The following is a 19,554-nucleotide window of genomic DNA, read 5'->3' as shown; positions in this document are numbered from 1 at the left end:
CTCGGCCACGCCGCCTTCCGCTCAGACGGCTATCGGCAATGGGCTGGCTCTCGTCTTTTGCGCCGGCATCCCGAACCAAAAGATACTTGCCGCGCTAGGGCAAAGCCGCGGCGCATCTTTCACTTATCGAGACGCGCGACCTTCCGAGTGGAGTACGTTTACGACGAGGTGAACTTGTGCTTCGCTGAGCGTGTTCCCCGTCAGCCTCTGAGACAAGTGAGAACTTTTGTTTTATCCTTTTGGAGTCTGGCATTCGACGCGACTGGCGTAGCACGCGCATCCAGAACCCAAGCGTTGAGGGAGAATATCAGATGCCGACCCTCTACACGATGCCTGGCACTTGTTCGCTTTCGCCGAACATCGCTGTCGCGTGGCTCGACGCCCCGGTCGCAATCCACAACATTCCCTATGGCGACCAGAAAAAGGAATATTATCTCGCCATCAATTCTCGGGGGCAGGTGCCGGCGCTACGCTTCGAAGACGGGAACGTGCTGACCGAGGCGACGGCGATCCTCGCCTGGCTCGGCGCCACCTATGGTAAGGAGGGCTATGCGCCCAGTAGCCGGCTCGGCCGCAAGGAAGCCGAAGCGCTGGCCTACATGAGTTCGGAAGTCCATGCGGCTTATGGCGGTCACTTTAACACCCAAAAATTTGCCGAGAGCGCGGCGGCGCAGGAAGAGGTTAAGCGTAAGACCTATGAGAAACTCGTCGGTCACTACGAGCGGTTGAATGGCGTTCTAAGCGGGAATGGCGGCAAATGGTATCTCGGCCAGCGGTCCTTCGCCGACACCTTCCTCTATGTGCTGACGCGCTGGATCGAGAAGACGCCGCTGCCCATCGGCGACTATCCGGCGCTGAAAGCGTACCGCGCGCATATGGAAGCGGACGAGGGTGTGAAAAAAGCACTCGCGCGGCAAGCTATGGAGCCGATCGAATGAGCGAGGAAGAAACCGGCTGGCCGGCCTTGCCCTATCGCGATTGGGCCGAAACATGCTCCGCCCTCCATCTGTGGACCCAGATCGTCGGCAAGTACCGGCTCGCGCACACACCCTGGGTCAATCACTCCTGGCACGCTACGCTCTATGTTACACCGCGCGGTCTGACGACGGGAATGGTGCCCGACGCCAAGTCGGCCATCACCTTGACCTTTGACTTCCACGACCATGCGCTGATCGGCGAAACGGCCGACATGCGTGAGAGCTTTCCGCTGGAAGCGATGAGCGTGGCCGACTTCCTGAGCCGAACGACTATGCTGGTTGAACGACTTGGCGGGCGGATGAACATTCATGGCGCTCCGAACGAAATCTCCGATGCAAAACCATTTGCGCAGGACACCGCGTTGCGGCCCTACGACCGTGAGGCAGTCGAGCGATTCCATCGGGCGCTGGTGCAGATCGATCGCGTATTCGCACGTTTCCGCACCGGGTTTCTTGGCAAGGTCTCGCCGGTGCACTTGTTCTGGGGTTCGTTCGATCTGGCTGTGACGCGGTTCTCGGGCCGCAAAGCGCCGCTCCATCCCGGCGGGGTGCCTGCGCTTCCCGATTCGATTACGCAGGAAGCCTATAGCCACGAAGTATCTTCGGCCGGATTCTGGCCCGGCGGCGGCGGGGTGGATGAGGCGATGTTCTACTCCTACGCCTATCCGGTGCCCTACGGCTTCGCCGGTCGCCTCGTCGAGCCGGCGGCCGCCCGCTTCGACCAGAAGCTTGGAGAGTTCCTGCTGCCTTATGAGTTGGTGCGGACCAGCGCCGATCCTCAGGAGGACCTCACGAGCTTCCTGCAATCGACGTACGAAGCGGCGGCGGACCTAGCCGAGTGGGACCGGCAGGCGCTCGAATGCGACTTGGGCATCCCGCGGGTTCCCACGGGTCATTCCGAAGCGCATCACAATCCATCGCCGATCTCAGAAAATCAGCCTTAAAGCTAATTTGCGCGAATCCCAGTTTCGTTCTTGAACGGCCGCTAATACGCCTGATCCTGATCCCAGCCGAAGAGCTAACTCTGCTTCACCCGGAAGTGGCGCTCCGACTGGAGTTTAGACGCCGAAAATCTTCCAGGTACCGTAGCCGAGGAAGCCCACGGGGACGCCGAAGAAGCCGGCGATGCCGGAGGTCTGGTGACTACCCACGCGCTTTAGTTGGCGGCGGATGGACGCACCTGATGCTGGGCGGACTGCACCATGAATATGCCCGGATTTGAATCGCGATAAGCCAGGTAGGAGCGTGTCAGCGACTCGTATTGCAAGAGCGAGGTGCGTTTAGATGTTGGTCTGCTCGGGCGGCACGCCTTTGGGGAGCTGCGCGGCTCCGTTTGCTTCTTCGCACGCCGCCTCCTTCATGCCCACGCCGTAACAGGTCATCGACATCGATCCTATGGCATACCCGCGAAGCAGAGCCTGGGCATCCCTGTCCGCCGCGGCCAATCCCGATGTATAAAGAAGAGGGATAAAATGGTCAGGTGTGGGGACAGCCATGTGAAAGTCGGGATGCTCGACCGCTGTCAGAATACCGGCAGGCGCTTCGGTCAACTGGCGGGCCACCATGTCATCGAAGCGGTGCGCCCAGTCGAAGCCAATGTCGGGGCGGCTCCGCTCAATGAGGCGAAGATTATGCACGACGTTGCCGCTGGAGATGATCATCACGTCTTGCTTGCGCAAGACACTCAGCTTGACGGCGAGGTCAAGATGATAGTCCAGCGGCTTTAGAGCGTTGATCAATAACTGGACGACAGGGACATCGACTTTCGGAAAGAGATGGGCAAGCACGCTCTCCAGGTGCCCTGATCGAGGCCCAATTCATCGCGGTTGGCACCAGATGATGTTGCACCCGAGCAGATGGTGCCATGCTGTGCGCGAGACCATCCGCGTTTAATCAACGCGCGTCGTGAAAAATGATTCCGGCGGTATGTCGCATACCGGAGCGGATGCGGCTGACACCATGGCGCAGATTCACGCGATAATTGCCCTTCGTCCCCTGAATTGGACGATTGTGGACCGCGAACGCGACCGCATCACCTTGAAGCAACGGGACCACCTCGACACGGCTCTGCATCCGCGGCCGCTGTTCGGTCAAAACGAATTCGCCGCCGGAAAAATCCTTGAACGGTTGCGAAAGAAGGATCGCGACCTGAATCGGGAAAGCGATATCTCCGTATAGATCCTGATGCAGACAATTGAAATCGCCAGGGACATACTGCAACAAAAGCGGCGTCGGCCTCGTCTGGCCGGCATCGTGACAGTCTTGAAGGAATGACGCGTGATCTGCGGGGAAACGCTGATCCATCCCCATTCGTTCGTTCCAAACGTTGGCGATACTGGCAAGGCGCGGATAAAGCGCAGTCCGAAGGTCACCAATGAGGTCGGGCAACGGATAGTTGAAATAACGATACTCGCCTTTGCCGAAGCCGTGGCGACTCATAATGATGTGGCTTCGGAAGTGACTTTCGTCTGGATAGAGTGCCGAAATCGCACGGCACTCCGCCGAGGAAAGCAGATTCGGAATGATCGCACAGCCATACCCGTCGAGTTCACTGGCGAGCGTCGCCCAATCGTAGGCGGCGATCCGGGCCTCCGAAGACGTATCCGCAGAGGCTGGAACCGCCTTTCGCGCGTGCTTAGTCATGCTTCGGCTTCCTTCCGAATGAGAACCCGCTTGCGTTCGATGCCCCAGCGATAGCCGGCGAGATCGCCGTTGCTGCGGACGACGCGATGACAGGGAATGGCGAGAGCAATCGGGTTCGCCGCACAGGCTCCGGCCACTGCGCGCGGATTGACGAGCGGGCCGACCCACTTGGCCAATTCCATGTAGCTGACCGTGCGGCCGACCGAGATTGCCTTAAGCTTCTCCCAGACGCGGCGCTGAAACGGAGTGCCGCGCATATCGAGTGTCAGATGAAGACCCCCAGAGGGCTTCGCAATGTAGCGGAGGATCTTCGCGACATCATCTTCCACCGCCGTTCCGCTCTGAACGAGCGTGGACTGAGGAAAGCGAATGGCGAGATCGGTCGCCAGCGCCTCGGCATCGTCACCGAGAAGGACAGAACAAACGCCGTTCGTGCTGCGCGCCACCAACACCTTGCCGAGTTCAGAATTGGCAATCGCATACCGAATGATATCGGCGGCGACCGGTGCAGAATTCCGATGCGGCTTGGACCGCAGCGCGTCAGTTTTAATCATGAGATTCATGGTCGTGTCTCCTTGTTGTGTCCTCATGATCGAAAATTACTTCCGCGGATTTGCCTTCAAACTCCGATCCTTGTTTTCAAATCGAAACTTTGTATCCGCACCGAAACGGCACGGCTCGCCGCATGCGGACGCGCCGATCGACTATGTGAATCAACGAAAAGCGGGATTGCCGGAGTTAGGTTGGTCCCGCTCTACTTCGCATCGTGAAAAATGATGCCGAATGTGTGGCGATGCCCCGAGTGTAATCGACTGACACCGTGGCGTAGATGCACCCGTGCGGTTCCGCGCGCGTTTTTCGCCGGGCGGTGATTGACCGCGAACGCCACTGCGTCGCCCTGTTGAAGCGGAACTACCTCCGCCTTGGAGAGATCGCGTGGATTCTGTTCGACCAGCAGAAATTCGCCACCGGTGAAATCCCGTTCGGGTTCGGCCAGCAGGATCACGACTTGTATAGGGAATGCCAAATCACCGTACAGGTCCTGATGCATGCAGCAATAGTCTCCCGCGCCATATTCGAGGAGGAGCGGTGTTGGCCGCCTCTGGCCAGCGCGGTAACAGACATCGACATAGTCGGCATGTTCGGTCGGATAGACGGTGTTGATCCGCATGCGCATGTTCCAGTCGTTTGCGATCGGCGCGAGGTGGCGATAGAACGCGGTGCGCAACTCCCCAACGAGGCTGGGAAGCGGATAACTGAAATACTGATATTCGCCCTTACCGAAAGCGTAGCGCGCCATGACAACACGGCTGCGGAAAATGCAGTGCTTCGGATACAGATTCGTCAACGCCTCGCATTCTTCTTGCGTCAGAAGTTTCCGGGCAACGGCCGAGCCGTCGTCGGCGAGATCTTTTGCCATCTGCTCCCAATCGATCCGATTGACGCGCTGGGCCGGGGTCAGTGCAAGAGTTGGCATGAATATTCTCCATCAAATCCATGTACTGCCAGCGGTTCAATCACGCGGCCCCGTCGTGAAAGATGATGCTGAGAGCGACTTGCCGCCCCTCGCGCACTTTGCTGAAACCGTGACGCAAGTTGACGCGATATGTGCCCCGCTTGCCGGTCACCGGACGATTCGATGACGCGAACACAACGCCGTCACCCTTGTTGAGGACGATAACTTCGGGCCGTGTTTGCATGCGTGGGTGTTGCTCCATGATCACGATTTCTCCGCCGACGTAGTCCATTCCGCGTTGGGACAGAACGACGGCGACCTGCAACGGAAAGATGTGATCGCCATAGATGTCTTGATGCAGCAGGGTTTGCTGGCCAACGCCATGTTCCATCAACATCGATGTCGAAAGGGTTTGACCGTTCCGGTGGCAGATTTCCAAATATTCCTGATGAGTAACTGGATAACGCTCGCCGAACTCCATCTTCTCGTTCCAGACGTTTGCGATTGGCGCGAGATGCGGATAGATGGCGGCTCGCAGGTCGCCGATCAATCCAGGCGTGGGATAGCCGGCGTAGCGATAGTTGCCGTTGCCCTTCGATCGGCGGGGTACGAGAAAGAGTCGTGTCCGAAAAGAGACCCGCAGCGGCGACGATTTCGTCGGTTGAAAGAAGCCCCGGGAGGATGGTCGCGCCATAGGTGTTCAAGTCATAAGAAATTCGATCCCACGGATACTGTGAAATACGCGCGATGTATCGCGCCGAAGATTCGTTGACCTCGGAGAGGTCGGGTTGCGTTCGCATGAATGATTTTCTTTCGAAGTGGCGACCGAAATACGGCTCGATGGGCGGTTGCTTGACTGGATCAAGCATCCTTGGATCAGACGTTGCCTTGCCGCCATGCTCTTACCGATCATGTGTATCTGCGCAGATGCGCGCTCGCACTCCGGATATTGCTTTCAAATTTGGATCAGTAACGATCGGACTTCAGATGTGTCGCACATGAGCCAAAGGCGCTTGCCAGGCGAGAAACATCAGGCAAGTCTAAGAATGGTCGTTTCACCGAGCAAATAGGTCTCACCGGTGGTGAAGCGAACCTCAACTTCGCCGTCGTCCAGCATTTCCCATTCTGCATAGCCATCGACCACGATCTGGCCGATGTACTTCATGACGAATGCCTTATCCGAATTATCCTTAGCCAGCGCGACGAGTGCCTCGGCCGCCTCTTCGGTTCCGGGGAGCTTGCGCCGGTACGCCTTTGCGTCAAATCCGCCGCGCGAAAACATGGTAGCGTGTATCCTTGCCTCGTTCGTCGGGTCTGACGGATTGCAAGAAACAGTGCGTCCGAGCATCGACCATCAGAAAGATAACACATTTAGCCACATGGCTTTTCCGGTGACGCTCCGGTTATTGTTATCAAACCGAAAGAAATATCGATCCCTATAGGGCTCCCCTGAAGGTGAGATTTATGCGCATGCGCCCGACAGTCTCATGGACGCCATCCTTCAGTTCCGGGACACCGTGATAGCAAAGCCGCGACGGGCCGCCCCATACCGCCACATCCCCGTGCCGTAGGACGAATTTCTTCACCGGATCGTTCCGCTTCAGGCCGCCGAATTGAAAGATCGCGGACAAGCCGAGCGAGACCGACACGATCGGGTTGGCGAAATCGCGCTCGTTCTTGTCCTGATGAAGCGAAAGACGGGCGCCAGGCTCGTAGCGATTGATCAGACAGGCGTCCGGGCGGAAATCCGGATAGCCGCTTTGCGTTGCCGCATTGACCGCGAGATCCGAGAAGCAATCCGGCATAGCCGGCCACGGCCGCCCGCTTTCCGGATCGTTAGGGTCATAGCGATAGCCCATGCGGTCCGTGACCCAGCCGGCCGTCCCGCAGTTCGTCATCGCGACGGACATGGTGAAACCGCCAGGCGTGATCATGTGCCGGAACGGCGATTGGGCGATGATGTCGGCGAGCGCGATCAGCAGACTCTTCTCGTAGGGAAGCGCGGCCCTGCGTAGCAATATAGCGCCGTCAGCCATCATCTCGGTTGCGGGTTGGGTTGGTGCGAACATGTCAAAAAGATCGGGCATCTTCGGACCTATCGGGTCTCGTAGTCGCAGACTGCGGCGTCAACTGCATCCCTTCCGGGTTGTGCGTCTGCCGACAGTCTCACGGAGTTTCGTTGTACCATGCACAGTCACCGAGGCCGCCCACACTCCGACTCTTGACGTCAAATCAACGATCGCAACGGCGTACGTTCATTTCAGGACGTTTCCGCGCTCGCGTGGAATCCGCCAGAGATACCAGGCCGCGACCGTGCGATGGGGCGACCACGCTTTCGAAATTTCGCGCAATGACTTCGGTTTGGGCTGTTCGGGCAGAGATTTCAGGACGCGATACCCTTCACGGACGCCGAAGTCGTCGACGGGCAACACGTCCATCCGCTCGAGCGAATACATTAACAGCATCTCCACGGTCCAGCGGCCGACGCCCTTGATGCCGACCATGCGATCGATCAGTTCCTCATCGTCCATCGTGGTGGCGATGTCGCGCGCAGGAATCACCCCGTCGACTGTCGCCTGAGCGATCAACTTGATCGTGGCGATTTTGTTGGACGAGAAGCCGCATGTCCGCAACAGGTCGAACTTCGCCTCGATAAGGTCTTCCGGCGCGGGGAAATCGCGGTGATCGAAGAGGTCCTTGAGACGTCCGATGATCGCGTCACCGGCCTTGGCGGTGAGCTGTTGGTAGGCGATTGCCCGGACGAGCGCCTCATATGGTTCCCGGGCGGCTTTGGGAGTGTGTCGGCAGGGACCGATCTGTTTGATCAACCTGGCCCAATCCTCATCGTGATTGGAGAGAAAGGCTACGGACTCGTCGTAACGCGAGAGCAAATTCATCAAGAGGCCTTGCATTTATCGGGGAGCGCGAATCGTAGCCGATTCCAGATGGTGAGAACGAGGCCGCCGTAGAGCAGCGGCAACAGCGCGAAAAGCGTCGTATTTCCAGGATTGGCGCATATCACGCCGCCGCCGCCGATCGAGCCTGCCAACGAGGCGATCGTCACCTGATTGGCTATAAATCCCGCATTCGCAAGCTTGGCCGCGAACGGGCGAACGATCGCCTTCAGGCGCGGCTTTAGAAAGGTGAGCGACGATGCGCCCAGAGATGGGCCGTCCAGCCTGATGCCAAACGGTGCTAGTGTCGGCCGTTGAGCGGTGTCGAAGATCATGGCCATTGTCGTCAGGTCCGATTGCGAGAACGGCGGAGACACGGCCGTTCTCCGGCCATGACCTCATGCGATTTGTGCAGCCTCACGATCGAGGATCTGATGCTTACGATCGACGCCCCAGGCATAGCCCGACAGCGCTCCGTCGTTGCGAACCACGCGATGGCAAGGGATGACGACCGCAATACTGTTGGCCGCGCAGGCTCCGGCGACTGCTCGTGTGGCGCGCGGCGAGCCGATGCGGCGGGCAATCTCCGAGTACGAGACACGTTCGCCAACCGGGATTTCCTGCAAAGCCTCCCAGACGCGGCGCTGGAACGCCGTGCCACGAATGTCGAGCGGCAAATCGAGCCCAACGCTCGGGTTCTCCACGAAACCACAGACGCGCGCGATGAGCGCCTCATATTCGCGGTCCATGCCAATTAAATGTGCCTTCGGGAACCGATCCTGAAGATTGCGCACCAATTCGTCCGGATCGTCACCGAGCAGGATCGCGGCGATACCTTTCGTGCTGGACGCCACGAGGATCGCGCCAAGATAGGACTGGCCGACCGCAAACTTGATTTCCTCGTTGGCGCCGCCAGCGCGATACTGCGTCGGCGTCATGCCAAGCATTCCGGTCGATTTCTCGTAGAAACGGCCGCTCGAATTGAAACCAGCGTCATAGATCGCCTCGGTGACGCCGACGCCAGCCTCAAGGCCTGCACGGACCTTCTTCGCGCGGCTTGCTGCGGCATAGCCTTTCGGCGTCAGGCCAGTCGATGCCTTGAACACCCAATGGAAATAGCTGGGACTGCGATCTACAGCTGCTGCCAGATCTTCCAGCGAAGGCTCTTCCTCGCTTTCCTCGATGATACGGCATGCCTTCGCAACCAGCGCGGCGTTTTCGCCGTCGAGCGAGACACCCTCGGGGTTACACCGCTTGCATGGCCTGAAACCGGTCGCACGCGCGCTTTCGATCGTATCATGTAGCGTGACGTTCTTGGGATTGGCCGTCCGTGACGGGCATGAAGGACGGCAATAGACGCCTGTCGTTGAGACGGAATACCAGAGATGACCGTCAGCAGATTTGTCGCGGGCGACGATGCGCGCCCAGCGCGGATCGTCCACAACGTTGGGGGTCTTGATGCGGTATGTTTTTGCAGACTGGATGTTCGTGGTCATTGCTTTTCATCCGGATTTGTTCTGCTACGACCTTGTCTTCGATCTGCCCCGGTCACACTCCGATCCTTGCTCTCAAATCGGAATAAGACCTGCCCACTTGAAAATATCACGCATAGTTCCGGCTTTTCGAATGGTCTTTACCTCGATCTGCAATCGGCGCCGTGTCTATGCACTCCAATTCTTTGCCTTCAGATCGAAATGTTGCCCACCCGATTCCCGCAGATCGCAAAGACGCAATGAAACTTCGCGACGACCGTCGTCGGGTTATGTTGCCTTTGATCAGGTCAGCCAAACTTTGCAGACTTCCCCGGCCGACGATGATGGCCGTAATCGTGGGGCTATAAAACTAGCTGACGATATTAGGCCGCGCAAACAACCTCGATGGGAGACACAACCGCATTGCCACGAGATGCCAGCACATCGACGCTGTGTAGCGTCTTGCGCGTCTTGCGCAGTGGGCTGCTTGAGGTGGAACGCGTATAGGGGAAGTAGACGACTTTCACTCCGATCGCGCCGAAATCGCGTTCGAGTCTGTCGCCTTTCTCGGTGCCCCGCCAATCGTCACCCTTGAAGAGGACATTGAAGCGAAGGTCGCGCCAGATTTCGAGTTTGTCGTTTGTCATGGCGGCGTGAGCGACATCGACGAAACGGACGTTTCGGACGATCTCCAGCCGCTCGGCGAGCGGGATCACAGGGGTCACGCCCTTGTGCCGGATCAACACCTCGTCCGCGACAATGCCGGCGATTAGGAAATCGCATTGTTCCTTGGCCCGCCTCAGAGGACTGAGATGGCCGACATGAAAGAGGTCATAAGCGCGGGGGGCATAGCCGATGCGGATCATGGCGGAAGCTCCATCCCTTGCCATCGAAATTCGATAAGCAATCACTACCGATCGCGCATGTTTCCCGCGCTCCGAATCCTGTTCTTTAATCCAACAATCTGCTTCGCATAGGAAAGGCAATTGAGGCCCGCACAAGGATATGCACGGGCCTCAATTCTCTTATTGGAGGCACGTCGCTCAAAAGAGCGGACGTCGTGTGGTTTCGATCAGGCCTTCTTGATCAATCCGAGCTGCGTCATGGCCGTCAAGCCGTCATCGAGTCCGTTCTCCTCGACGATCATGCCGTTCACGACTTTCAGCACGGTCTTGCCAGTGAAGTGCATCTTGCGGCCGGTTGCGGCGGGGAGGCCTTGGTAGTCGGGCAGAAGATCGTCCCAGGCTGCGCCAGTATGCGTGCCGCCACCCTCCCACTGGCCAACGACATAGTCGCCTTCGGCGATCAGATCGGCGGTGCCCCAGAAATTGAGATCGGGAAACGCGGCCCGGAAGTCGGTCATGAAGGCCTTGATGTCTTCACGGCCACGACGCGGCTCGTGCAGAGAATACTGAAGAAGCATGTCGGGCGCCGCGATCTCATCGACGACCGCAAGATTGACATCCTTACCCCAGAATTCGGTGAACCAGCGCACGACGACGGCTTTGTTGTCTTCTTCTTTGCTCATTGAAAAACGTCCTTTCATCAGCTTCGGACGACCATCGAAACCGCTCGATGACCTGACAAAAGGGATATTTAAGCGAGCCCTCTGCCAAACTCCGTTTCTTGTCTCCAAATTCAAAAGCGTAACGATCGGATGGCGGCGCATGCCAACGATGAGTTGACCCCGTCGTTCGAGGTTTTGATCACAAGAAACGGAGTGCTGACGACGCCGTCTCTACCCACCTTCCTCAAGTCGGTGGTGGCATGCATCCGAGAAAAGGCGGGGCAGGTGGAAAACCTGATACCGTGTCGGGCGCTTTATAGTTGCGTCGAATACTATAGCGGTACGCGCTACTACGGATCGGATATGCAACGTGAATCAGACGAACCCGGGTTCGTCGCCCGGTTGCCGACCAGGCACCCTGTTCGTACCATGTCTAGTGAAAAGCCTGGCATCGCGGACGGCGAGTATGAATTATCGAAGCAGGCGTATCGTGTTATGTCGTTAAGGATGACGGATCACGGCGATGAATGCCACCTTGTCTGCGTATATGCAGACGGTAGTTCCAGAATGGAAATGCTTACAGGCTACATTGTCATGAATCTGTGCGGATACTTGAAGGCTTGCTTGGACCTGCACGGCTTTATGACGACCACGCCGCGTGGCTCCGCATAGCATTGGTGTATCCTGAAGCCGCAATTTCAGAAATCTGACCGTCCACGGATCTTTCTCGATTTGCGGGTAGCAATCGGAGTGTCGGTGGAGGTCGTTTCGAAGAGAAGTCGGGACAGAGGCCGCGGAGATGTCGCTGCCACCAACTGAAACGGCGACGTCCCATGTGTGCGGCTCCCCTTACGACCAAACGTACTCCTCCACTGCCTGAACAACCGCTGATTTTGACGCGCGATGTACTGGCAGCGGGGCGTTCAACGGTTTTTGCCGGACAGGACGAAACTGGCATTTGTGTGCGCTCGGACGTGGAATGCCGGAACTCGCTCGCCGAGTTCATGAAGACCAGACCGGCGGGCGACCTTTGGATCTTTGCCATGGGATCCTTGGTTTGGAATCCCGCACTAAGAGTCGCCGAGCGCCGGGTCGCCAAAGTGCGCGGCTGGCACCGCTCCTTCTGCCTGTCGATGGCCATTGGACGTGGCACACCGGACGAGCCGGGCCTCGTACTTGGCCTCGACCAGAGCGGCGTTTGCGAAGGCGTCGCATTCCGGATCGCCGAACGGGATATTCTCTCTGAGCTTCCTATTCTATGGAGCCGCGAGATGCTTGTCGGCGGCTACAATCCGACGTGGGTCGATGTTATCGGCATGGACGGCGAGAAATTTGGCGCGGCGATCGCGTTCACGATTGACCGGGATCATGAACATTACGCGGGCGCTTTGCCGCAGGATGAGAAAATCAGACGGCTGGCGACAGCTGAGGGATGCTGGGGATCGTCCGCCGAGTATTTGTTCCGAACGATCGATGGCTTGCGTGAGCATGGCATCAGCGACGTTGAAATGGGGCGTTTGGGCACTCTGGTTGACACAATTACCTTCGTAGAGCCGCGCGCGATCATGTAACGGGCGCTCTCATCGGGAACCGCAGCAAGGAAAACCCGATGCGTTTCGAGTATGAATATTATGGCTGCCGGAGCCAGAACCGCGTGCTGTGATTGTTTAGCCTGCTGGCGCACTGGACCAAACCATCGCACTACTCAAATGAGCCACAGGGCCGTCGCCTATCTCAAACTCAGGCTGGGTGCCGCGGCCGCGGACAACGCGCTGTGTGCCTACCGAGACCGTCATCGCAGCTCGATGATGGCTCACGCCTCGGAATCCTTCGCGCTGATCAGCCGCGGAGGGTATTCGAAGCTCGTCACCCAGTCCTCCGGCGGAAGCGAAATCCTGATCGCGAACGGCGCCGACGGCAGCACGAAGATCGCTTCGGAGCGTTCGAAGGGAACACGCTTCCAGTTGTACCTGGCGTTGCGGGTAGCCGGCTATCACGAGTTCGCCCGAGCACATGCGCCGCCGCCTTTTCTCGCCGACGACATCATGGAAACTTTCGACGACTTCCGCGCCGAGGAGGCCTTCAGGCTCCTTGCTGGCATGGCCGGCGCAGGCCAGTCGTCTACTTCACCCATCACCGGCATCTGTGTGAAATCGCCAAGTCGGTCGAGCCGATGGTCACCATCCACAACCTCGACAAGGATCCCGCTCTGCCCGACGAGACGCAATCCGCCGCATGACGGCCTCCGTCGCATCACCGAGGCGGGGCGTTCCTCCGGTGCGGGCCCGAAATTCGGAAACCAGCAATCTCGAACGACGTGGTCGAGCCCATCGGTTGCGTCCGCGGACCGCGCGCGCATCCTGCGAAATAAGGATGACGTCAGGCGGCAACGGACCGATCCGTCGTGCGACGGGCTCGAAGCGCAATTCGAGATACGAACCGTCTTGCTCGTGCCGCTGTCGGCTACCATTTCGTTAGTCGACTTGTCGAACGTAAACGAGGAGTTGTCCTGGTAGCGAATGCGAGGACGGTGTGATCGAGGGCAATGAGGCCGCCACCAGCCTTGGCGACAAGGGGGAGCGCTTTTGAGCGATAATCGGCAATCGCTGCGGGATCATGGATATCGAGATCGACAACGAATTGGCTTTTTCCTTGGTTCGCGCGAACGCTGTTCGCAGTTGGCGAGAACGAACCTAGTGAGCGGAGCCATCCGCTTCTCTTGGTTTCTTGCGATGCCTATCGGGGTTTTGCGGCAATCGTATCGGGGAGGCCGCGGGGGTGTGGTCGGCATGCGACACCAACTCACGTCGCGGCGACCTTGAATGTCAGGTCGATAGCGTTGCTTACCTGAAACCCGGCGCCAATCGCTACAAAGGTGAAGATCGCACTTATCCAGCAGATCGTGACAGGATTGCGCTATAGTGATTAGCCGTCCTGTTCAGCGACCTCGTTTCCGAGCTTTTGCCGCAGCGCCAGCATGATGCGGTATGCGGCTTTGATGTCTTCAAGTGAAAACCCATCTGCGATCGCGTTGGCGTGCGGATTGTACGACCTGACCGCAGCGTCGTACGTCCGCTGTCCTTTCTCGGTCAGCACGACAAGTTGCGCACGCTTGTGGTGGGGATTGGGTTGAAACTCGACGAGCCCGTCCTTTTCCAGGTCATTGATGATCCGCTGCACGTTCTGACGGTTTGCTCCGAGATCGCGCGCCAACCACGCGACTGGTTGGGGCCGCTCGGCTTCAATGATCGCCCCCAGGATTTGCCACCTGGCGCTGGTGAGTCCCAGCGGCGCCACCACCCTGTCCCCCCACGTGACGGCCAGATTGGTCGCTCGAAACATGGACAGGATGAGCTGCGTCAATGCGTCAGCGGTGGGGCTTAAAGTTCCATCATCCATACGTCATTGTCTCGCCGTATTGACATCATAATGTCAATTATGCATCTTATTGACTATAACGATCATGGTCCAACGAGACAACCTATCGGACGGAGCCTCCTGACATGACCACCCCACCAACCCTGTTCGTCGCCGGCGCCAGCGGCAAGCTTGGCCGCCGCGTCGTCGAGCTGCTGCTGGAGCGCGGCTATAGCGGCAAGATTATCGCCGGCTCGCGTCAGCCGGAAAACCTGAACTTCCCCGGCGTCGAGACGCGCAAGGCCGACTACGGCGACGTGCCCGGCTTCATCAAGGCGCTGGAAGGCGTCGATCGGCTGCTGCTGATCTCGATCGACGTACTCGGCCCGAGCCGCACGGCGCTGCAAATCAGCGCGGTTGCCGCGGCCAAGGCAGCCGGGGTCAAGCATATCGTCTACACCTCGATGCCGGACCCCGAACCGGCTTCGCCGATCCCGTTCGCCCCCGAACATTTCGCCACAGAGGAGGCGATCAAGGCCTCCGGCATCGCCTACACGATTCTGCGCATGAACTGGTATGCCGAGAACCTGTTGAACTCGCTGCCTTCGGCCCTGCAATCCGGCAAGTGGTACACTTCGGCCGGCGACGGCATTCTCGCCTACCTCGCGCGCGAGGATGCGGCCCGGGCGGTTGCGGGCGCGCTGATCGCCGGCGACGCCAGCCGCACCCTGACGGTCACCGGGACCGTCGCACTGACCTCGCGTGAAATCGCGGCGGTCGTCAGCGAAATCACCGGCAAGCCGATCGAAGTGGTCGACGTCACCGACGCCGAGCTCGCAGCTGGCGCCCTTGCCGCAGGCGTGCCCGAGGCCGTGGTCCATGGCTTGATCGTGCCGTTCGACACCAACACCCGCCTCGGCCGCGTGGCGCTCACCACCAATGCGGTTGAGATGCTGTGGGGTGCCAAGCCGCAGGAGCTGAAGACCTTCCTCGAAGCGAACAGGGCGACCCTGGGGGCTTAAATGCGCTGCTCCCACCCCCGGAGTAAAGCCGAGCTTTCCCTGATCAGAACCCTAGACGGACGGAGATCTACATGACCATTTTCAAGCCACTGGATGAGAGATTCCCGATTGACCGCCAGCTCGACATTGATGCCGCGCCGGTCGTGCTCATTAACCTGATCACGGTGGATGCTCCCGAGGAGCAAGCCTTTCTCGAAGCATGGGCGGACGACGCCCGGTTCATGAAACGCCAACCAGGTTTCATCTCGACCCAGCTTCACAGAGCGATCGGCGAGATCCCGGCCTATCTGAACCATGCAGTTTGGGAATCGATGGAGACTTACCGCGCCGCTTTCACTCATCCCGATTTTAGGGCGAGGGTTTCAGCCTATCCTTCATCCGTCATTGCCAGCCCACACCTGTTCCAAACGGTCGCCGTGCCCGGAATCTGCGTGGCCTAACCGGGCGCCACGGGATCATCGTGAATTCATGACCCTGCTCGACCACGGCGAACTTGCCGCTCGATAGCTGGACGGTTCCGGTGAACTTGCCGAAGACGGTCTCGCCGTCGGTGGCGGCGCGGAATGGCAGGCCCTTGCCCGCGGCCAGCCCGCTGCCGACGCGGGCAATTTCGCGCTCGCGCAGCTTGGCGGTCCGGGATTTCCGGCGCTTCTCTGCTGCCTGCTGTGCGATCGACTCTGCGCGGAGCTGCCCCACCTCACTGGTGCCGGTCCGACGGTGATTGAGCCCTTCAGGAGCCTCGCCTATACGGGGCACGCTCGAAATGAACGTCGCCGCCGCCTTGCGTTAGCGATTGAAGCCGAATGGCGGAAACGCGCCGCAGGTGTGGTTCCGGCGCAGCCGAAATCGCGGCCCGAAGGGCAACGCCGGAGTTGGATTCCAAATTTTTATTCGCCAGGAGCGTGCAAGCACCACGCACACGGCTTGGACGCACCATCTAACCTAAGCTTCCGGCGAAGCGCTCAGCCAGGCGATTGGCGCGAAACGTCTCGACGACGAAATCGACAAAGACACGGGTCTTTGACGGAAGCAGCGTCCGGCTCGCGTAGTAGATCGAGATCGGGCCTTCGTCGATGTACCATTGTGGCAGCAGGCGGATCAGCGCGCCGCTCTCCAGATGCGGCAGAACGTGGCACACAGCGTTCAAGGTCACGCCGAGGCCAAGCAGCGCCGCGCGGCAGGTCGCCTCAGGGTCGTCAAGGATGATCGTCTCCTTGAGTTTGACCGGAACTTTGGTGCCTTCGACATTGCGCATGATGCGCTCGTGGACGCGGCCCGTCCTTGATGAGCGCCATGCTATCCCATCGAACGCGGAAAGCTGCGTGGGGTCGGTCGGATGTCTGCGCTTCTTCATGTAGTCGGGTGAAGCAACCGCGATCAGATGCAGCGGTGCGAGCGTGCGCGAGATGGCGCCGGGACCCCATTCGATGCCGCCGCCGATCGCGGCATCGAAGCCCTCGGCGATCAGGTCCGCCTGCCTCGTCGTGAATTGCCAATCGGGACGGATGCCGGGATAGCGGGCAAGGAAGGCGGGCAGCATCGGGAGGATGTAATCCGCCCCGAAGTTGAGGCCCATACTAACCTTGAGCACGCCCGCCGGTTCTCCGTCGCTGGTCGCCACGCCCGCAATGGCGTGCTGGAGCCCTTCGAGGTTTTTCCTGATCTCCAGCAGGAAACGTTCGCCCGTATCCGTCAGCGTCAGCTTGCGCGTACTGCGATGAAACAGCCGGACACCGAGATTGCGTTCCAGCATCGCCACGTTGCGGCTGACCGCCGCCGGGGTCAGCGAAAGCCTGCGCGCGGCAACCGAGAAGCTGCCAGCTTCCGCGCTGCGGACGAAGGATTCGAGGTTACCGAGCGTCTCCAAGGACACCTCTTCAAGTGATGCTTGTAAGAATTGCCAGAAATTACCGGCTAATGATAGGTCAATAAAAGAGCGATAGCTGGGTGGCGAGCAACGCAACGCCAACGGGAGAGACGCTCATGACCACCCAGCCCAATGCCCCCAAGAACGGCCTCAACGCCCTGCTGACCCCGGAAGAGTCAGTGCTGATCCTGATCGATCACCAGCCGTTCCAGTTCGCCAACCTGCACAGCCATGAGCCGATGATGATCGTGAACAACGTCATCGGCCTCGCGAAGGCGGCGAAGGCTTTCAACGTTCCGACAATCCTGACCACCGTGGTGGAAGACCGTGGCGGCAAGCTCATCAAGGGGCTGCAGGAGGTCTTCCCGGAGCAGAAGCCGATCGACCGGACTTGGATCAACACCTGGGAAGACGCGCGGGTCGTCGATGCGGTGAAGAAGACCGGCCGCAAGAAGATCGTCATGGCGGCGCTGTGGACGGAAATCTGCCTCGCCATGCCGGCGATCCAGGCGGCTGGCGAAGGCTATGACGTTTACGCCGTCACCGATGCTTCCGGCGGCGTGAGCGTCGAGGCGCATGAGATGGGCGTCCGCCGCATGATGATGGCTGGCGTCGTACCGATGAACTGGCTGGCGGTCGCGAGCGAATGGCAGCGCGACTGGGCGCGCCAGGACACGGCGAAGGCCCTCGGCGAAACGGTTTTGCCGCACACCGGCGCCACCGGCACCTCGTTCGCGTGGGAACTCCAGCTTCTCGGCCAGGCCGCTGGCGTCGGCGCCTGAACGCGCCGGGTATCGCACAAGCACCGTTCAATTCTGGAGCATGTCATGACCAAGATCGACGTGAGCGAAGCCGCGAAAGCGGTGGTTCGCCGCAACACTGACGAAGTGCAAGGCGGCGGAGATTTCGCGGTCTTCGAGGAATTGTTCGCCGACGACTTCATCGACCACACGCCGCAACCGGGCCGCACCCCCGACAAAGCCGGCGCGCGGGAGCTGTACAAGGTCCTCCGCGCCGCCTTTCCGGACTTCCATGCCGAAATCCACTGGCAGCTTGCCGATGGCGACCGGGTGACGACCTACAAGACCTATCATGGGACGCATCTGGGAGAGTTCTTCGGCGTGGCGCCGACAGGCCGGAAAATCCAGTTCGAGACCGTCGACGTGATGCGGGTGCGCGACGGACAGATCGCCGAGCATTGGGGTGTCGCCAATCTCTTCTCGCTGATGCAGCAGCTCGGCGCCGCACCCATCATCTGAAACAGATTGTGAAATCACGCACCGGCGCGTTCGACCGCTGCCGGCGCCGACCCCGGAAGGAACATCACATGATTATTGGCATCATTGGCTCCGGCGCGATCGGCGCCGCCTTTGCCCGGACGCTGAGCCGGGCTGGTGTCGAGGCCACCATCTCGAATAGCCGCGGCCCGGATTCGCTTGACGGCCTGGTCCGCGAACTCGGACCGTCCATCAAGGCAGGCAGCCGCGAGGAAGCGGCAAGCGCCGACATCGTCGTCGTGGCAGTGAACTGGACGAAGCTTCCCACAGCGATGGCGGGACTTCCAGACTGGAAGGGGCGCATCGTCATCGATGCCAACAATCCGATCGAGGCGCCGCTGTTCAAGCCTGCGGAGCTCGGCGGCCGTGTGTCCAGCGAGGTGTTTGCCGCTCTCGTCCCCGGAGCCCGCGTCGTGAAGGCTTTCAATCACCTCCGGGCTGAACTGCTGGCCACCGATCCGGGCTCGGATGGCGGACGGCGCGTGCTGTTCTATTCCGGCGACGATACCGCAGCCAAGGCGGAGGTGGCATCGCTCATCGAGCGGATCGGATTTGCCGGGATCGATCTCGGCTCGCTGGCGGTCGGCGGCAAGCTCACTCAATTCCCCGGCGGCCCGCTGCCGAACCAGAACCTCGTCAAGATGGGTTGAGCATCTGACATCGGGATGCCCGAGCCGATGTCAGCGCCGCCAACTCGTCTGGCGGGCGGCTAACGATCGCTCGGGGGCGTGCTGAAGGGCGGCATGTCCCCCGAACAATGCCCCATATCGGCGTGGTGCTTCCGTCGTCTGAGTGCAGGAGGAGGCTGAGAGAGTGGCGACCTCGATTCTCGCATGAGGAAGGCTTCAGAGGGCTATGAAGGAGATATAGTTCTCATCTTCACCTGCGACGGCGCGTCGCACCGGTGATGATGACAACTACGTCCGCTCCATAGCCCTCCAATACGACACCTGACGAGCACTACAACACAAAGAAATTTCTAGGAGCCTCCGACTGTGAATGTCTCGTAAGTGACCACTCGCGCCCAGAACAAGCACTTTCGTTATTTTCTGTCCTCATTAAGATACGCAGCAGGGTGGAAG

At 59.5% G+C, this 19,554-nt stretch carries 24 protein-coding genes and 2 pseudogenes; 10 read left to right on the top strand and 16 right to left on the bottom strand.

Features of this window, described 5'->3' with window-relative positions:
- Nucleotides 1-311 precede the first annotated feature (311 nt).
- Together ACZ5IL_RS20020 and ACZ5IL_RS20015 are read left to right on the top strand one after the other, a co-directional pair.
- Nucleotides 312-938: a glutathione S-transferase family protein gene (locus ACZ5IL_RS20020; protein WP_464594201.1), complete on the top strand. Its 627-nt coding sequence runs from the start codon at nt 312-314 to the stop codon at nt 936-938.
- Entirely contained in the window at nt 935-1,921 is a 987-nt protein-coding gene (locus tag ACZ5IL_RS20015; RefSeq protein WP_464594200.1) for a DUF5996 family protein, read from the top strand. The genes ACZ5IL_RS20020 and ACZ5IL_RS20015 overlap by 4 nt, the downstream gene beginning before the upstream one ends.
- A 336-nt stretch (nt 1,922-2,257) precedes the next feature.
- Here the strand turns inward: ACZ5IL_RS20015 and ACZ5IL_RS20010 are convergent, their stop codons facing one another.
- The 12 genes from ACZ5IL_RS20010 to ACZ5IL_RS19955 all read right to left on the bottom strand — a co-directional run bounded on the left by ACZ5IL_RS20010 (nt 2,258) and on the right by ACZ5IL_RS19955 (nt 10,970).
- Nucleotides 2,258-2,764, bottom strand: coding sequence for a DODA-type extradiol aromatic ring-opening family dioxygenase (locus tag ACZ5IL_RS20010; RefSeq protein WP_464594199.1), 507 nt, complete (start codon nt 2,762-2,764; stop codon nt 2,258-2,260).
- A 106-nt stretch (nt 2,765-2,870) separates the two neighbouring features.
- Nucleotides 2,871-3,620 carry a 2OG-Fe(II) oxygenase gene (locus tag ACZ5IL_RS20005; protein WP_464594198.1) on the bottom strand — a complete coding sequence of 250 codons (750 nt, stop codon included), beginning with the start codon at nt 3,618-3,620 and terminating at the stop codon, nt 2,871-2,873.
- A complete protein-coding gene (locus tag ACZ5IL_RS20000) occupies nt 3,617-4,183 on the bottom strand; it encodes a methylated-DNA--[protein]-cysteine S-methyltransferase (protein ID WP_464594197.1) in 567 nt (188 codons plus the stop codon). Before ACZ5IL_RS20000 ends, ACZ5IL_RS20005 begins: the two co-directional genes overlap by 4 nt.
- Nucleotides 4,184-4,374: 191 nt before the next feature.
- The gene (locus ACZ5IL_RS19995) at nt 4,375-5,097 is read right to left on the bottom strand and encodes a 2OG-Fe(II) oxygenase (protein ID WP_464594196.1); all 723 of its coding nucleotides are present in this window, start codon (nt 5,095-5,097) and stop codon (nt 4,375-4,377) included.
- Nucleotides 5,098-5,137: 40 nt separating this feature from the next.
- The gene (locus ACZ5IL_RS19990; RefSeq protein WP_464594195.1) at nt 5,138-5,770 is read right to left on the bottom strand and encodes a 2OG-Fe(II) oxygenase; all 633 of its coding nucleotides are present in this window, start codon (nt 5,768-5,770) and stop codon (nt 5,138-5,140) included.
- 336 nt (nt 5,771-6,106) lie between these two features.
- Nucleotides 6,107-6,358 carry a hypothetical protein gene (locus ACZ5IL_RS19985; RefSeq protein WP_464594194.1) on the bottom strand — a complete coding sequence of 84 codons (252 nt, stop codon included), beginning with the start codon at nt 6,356-6,358 and terminating at the stop codon, nt 6,107-6,109.
- 154 nt (nt 6,359-6,512) lie between these two features.
- Nucleotides 6,513-7,163 carry a DNA oxidative demethylase AlkB gene (alkB, locus tag ACZ5IL_RS19980; protein ID WP_464594193.1) on the bottom strand — a complete coding sequence of 217 codons (651 nt, stop codon included), beginning with the start codon at nt 7,161-7,163 and terminating at the stop codon, nt 6,513-6,515.
- A gap of 168 nt (nt 7,164-7,331) precedes the next feature.
- Entirely contained in the window at nt 7,332-7,973 is a 642-nt protein-coding gene (locus ACZ5IL_RS19975; RefSeq protein WP_464594192.1) for a DNA-3-methyladenine glycosylase family protein, read from the bottom strand.
- Nucleotides 7,973-8,347: a hypothetical protein gene (locus ACZ5IL_RS19970; protein WP_464594191.1), complete on the bottom strand. Its 375-nt coding sequence runs from the start codon at nt 8,345-8,347 to the stop codon at nt 7,973-7,975. The genes ACZ5IL_RS19975 and ACZ5IL_RS19970 overlap by 1 nt, the downstream gene beginning before the upstream one ends.
- Before the next feature lie 21 nt (nt 8,348-8,368).
- Nucleotides 8,369-9,466 (bottom strand): bifunctional DNA-binding transcriptional regulator/O6-methylguanine-DNA methyltransferase Ada, encoded by a 1,098-nt coding sequence (gene ada / locus ACZ5IL_RS19965; RefSeq protein WP_464594190.1) that lies wholly within the window; start codon nt 9,464-9,466, stop codon nt 8,369-8,371.
- Between the two features lie 359 nt (nt 9,467-9,825).
- Complete coding sequence (locus ACZ5IL_RS19960) at nt 9,826-10,308, bottom strand: FAD synthase family protein (RefSeq protein WP_464594189.1); 483 nt, start codon at nt 10,306-10,308, stop codon at nt 9,826-9,828.
- A 206-nt stretch (nt 10,309-10,514) separates the two neighbouring features.
- Entirely contained in the window at nt 10,515-10,970 is a 456-nt protein-coding gene (locus ACZ5IL_RS19955) for an ester cyclase (RefSeq protein ID WP_464594188.1), read from the bottom strand.
- Nucleotides 10,971-11,099: 129 nt separating this feature from the next.
- Here ACZ5IL_RS19955 and ACZ5IL_RS19950 point away from each other — a divergent pair, with 129 nt between their 5' ends.
- The 3 genes and pseudogenes from ACZ5IL_RS19950 to ACZ5IL_RS19940 form a co-directional block, all read left to right on the top strand.
- Nucleotides 11,100-11,621 carry a hypothetical protein gene (locus ACZ5IL_RS19950; protein WP_464594187.1) on the top strand — a complete coding sequence of 174 codons (522 nt, stop codon included), beginning with the start codon at nt 11,100-11,102 and terminating at the stop codon, nt 11,619-11,621.
- Between the two features lie 371 nt (nt 11,622-11,992).
- Nucleotides 11,993-12,520, top strand: a complete 528-nt coding sequence (locus ACZ5IL_RS19945; protein ID WP_464594186.1) for a gamma-glutamylcyclotransferase — start codon at nt 11,993-11,995, stop codon at nt 12,518-12,520.
- Between the two features lie 150 nt (nt 12,521-12,670).
- A pseudogene (locus ACZ5IL_RS19940) lies at nt 12,671-13,188 on the top strand (ATP-binding protein); the annotation flags it as partial.
- Between the two features lie 284 nt (nt 13,189-13,472).
- On the opposite strand, the pseudogene ACZ5IL_RS19935 reads toward ACZ5IL_RS19940, so the two are convergent.
- Together ACZ5IL_RS19935 and ACZ5IL_RS19930 are read right to left on the bottom strand one after the other, a co-directional pair.
- A pseudogene (locus tag ACZ5IL_RS19935) lies at nt 13,473-13,571 on the bottom strand (DUF1330 domain-containing protein); the annotation flags it as partial.
- Between the two features lie 303 nt (nt 13,572-13,874).
- Entirely contained in the window at nt 13,875-14,348 is a 474-nt protein-coding gene (locus ACZ5IL_RS19930) for a MarR family winged helix-turn-helix transcriptional regulator (protein WP_464594185.1), read from the bottom strand.
- Between the two features lie 104 nt (nt 14,349-14,452).
- On the opposite strand from ACZ5IL_RS19930, the gene ACZ5IL_RS19925 reads away from it, so the two are divergent.
- Both ACZ5IL_RS19925 and ACZ5IL_RS19920 read left to right on the top strand, forming a co-directional pair.
- Nucleotides 14,453-15,328, top strand: coding sequence for an NmrA family NAD(P)-binding protein (locus tag ACZ5IL_RS19925; RefSeq protein ID WP_464594184.1), 876 nt, complete (start codon nt 14,453-14,455; stop codon nt 15,326-15,328).
- 71 nt (nt 15,329-15,399) lie between these two features.
- A complete protein-coding gene (locus ACZ5IL_RS19920) occupies nt 15,400-15,768 on the top strand; it encodes an antibiotic biosynthesis monooxygenase family protein (RefSeq protein WP_464594183.1) in 369 nt (122 codons plus the stop codon).
- On the opposite strand, the gene ACZ5IL_RS19915 is transcribed toward ACZ5IL_RS19920, so the two are convergent.
- Both ACZ5IL_RS19915 and ACZ5IL_RS19910 read right to left on the bottom strand, forming a co-directional pair.
- Nucleotides 15,710-16,084, bottom strand: a complete 375-nt coding sequence (locus ACZ5IL_RS19915) for a DUF3363 domain-containing protein (protein WP_464594182.1) — start codon at nt 16,082-16,084, stop codon at nt 15,710-15,712. The genes ACZ5IL_RS19920 and ACZ5IL_RS19915 overlap by 59 nt on opposite strands.
- 181 nt (nt 16,085-16,265) lie before the next feature.
- On the bottom strand, nt 16,266-17,195 hold the full coding sequence (locus ACZ5IL_RS19910) for a LysR family transcriptional regulator (RefSeq protein WP_464596950.1): 930 nt from the start codon (nt 17,193-17,195) through the stop codon (nt 16,266-16,268).
- Nucleotides 17,196-17,311: 116 nt separating this feature from the next.
- Here ACZ5IL_RS19910 and ACZ5IL_RS19905 point away from each other — a divergent pair, with 116 nt between their 5' ends.
- The 3 genes from ACZ5IL_RS19905 to ACZ5IL_RS19895 are packed head-to-tail and all read left to right on the top strand — an operon-like array spanning nt 17,312 to nt 19,122.
- A complete protein-coding gene (locus ACZ5IL_RS19905; RefSeq protein ID WP_464594181.1) occupies nt 17,312-17,977 on the top strand; it encodes a hydrolase in 666 nt (221 codons plus the stop codon).
- A gap of 45 nt (nt 17,978-18,022) precedes the next feature.
- On the top strand, nt 18,023-18,454 hold the full coding sequence (locus ACZ5IL_RS19900) for an ester cyclase (RefSeq protein WP_464594180.1): 432 nt from the start codon (nt 18,023-18,025) through the stop codon (nt 18,452-18,454).
- Between the two features lie 8 nt (nt 18,455-18,462).
- Complete coding sequence (locus ACZ5IL_RS19895) at nt 18,463-19,122, top strand: NADPH-dependent F420 reductase (protein WP_464594179.1); 660 nt, start codon at nt 18,463-18,465, stop codon at nt 19,120-19,122.
- Nucleotides 19,123-19,554 lie beyond the last annotated feature (432 nt).

The organism is Nitrobacter sp. CN101, from assembly GCF_055390255.1.
Note: the sequence above shows the minus strand (reverse complement) of the source record. Positions and strands in the feature narration are given on the sequence as shown.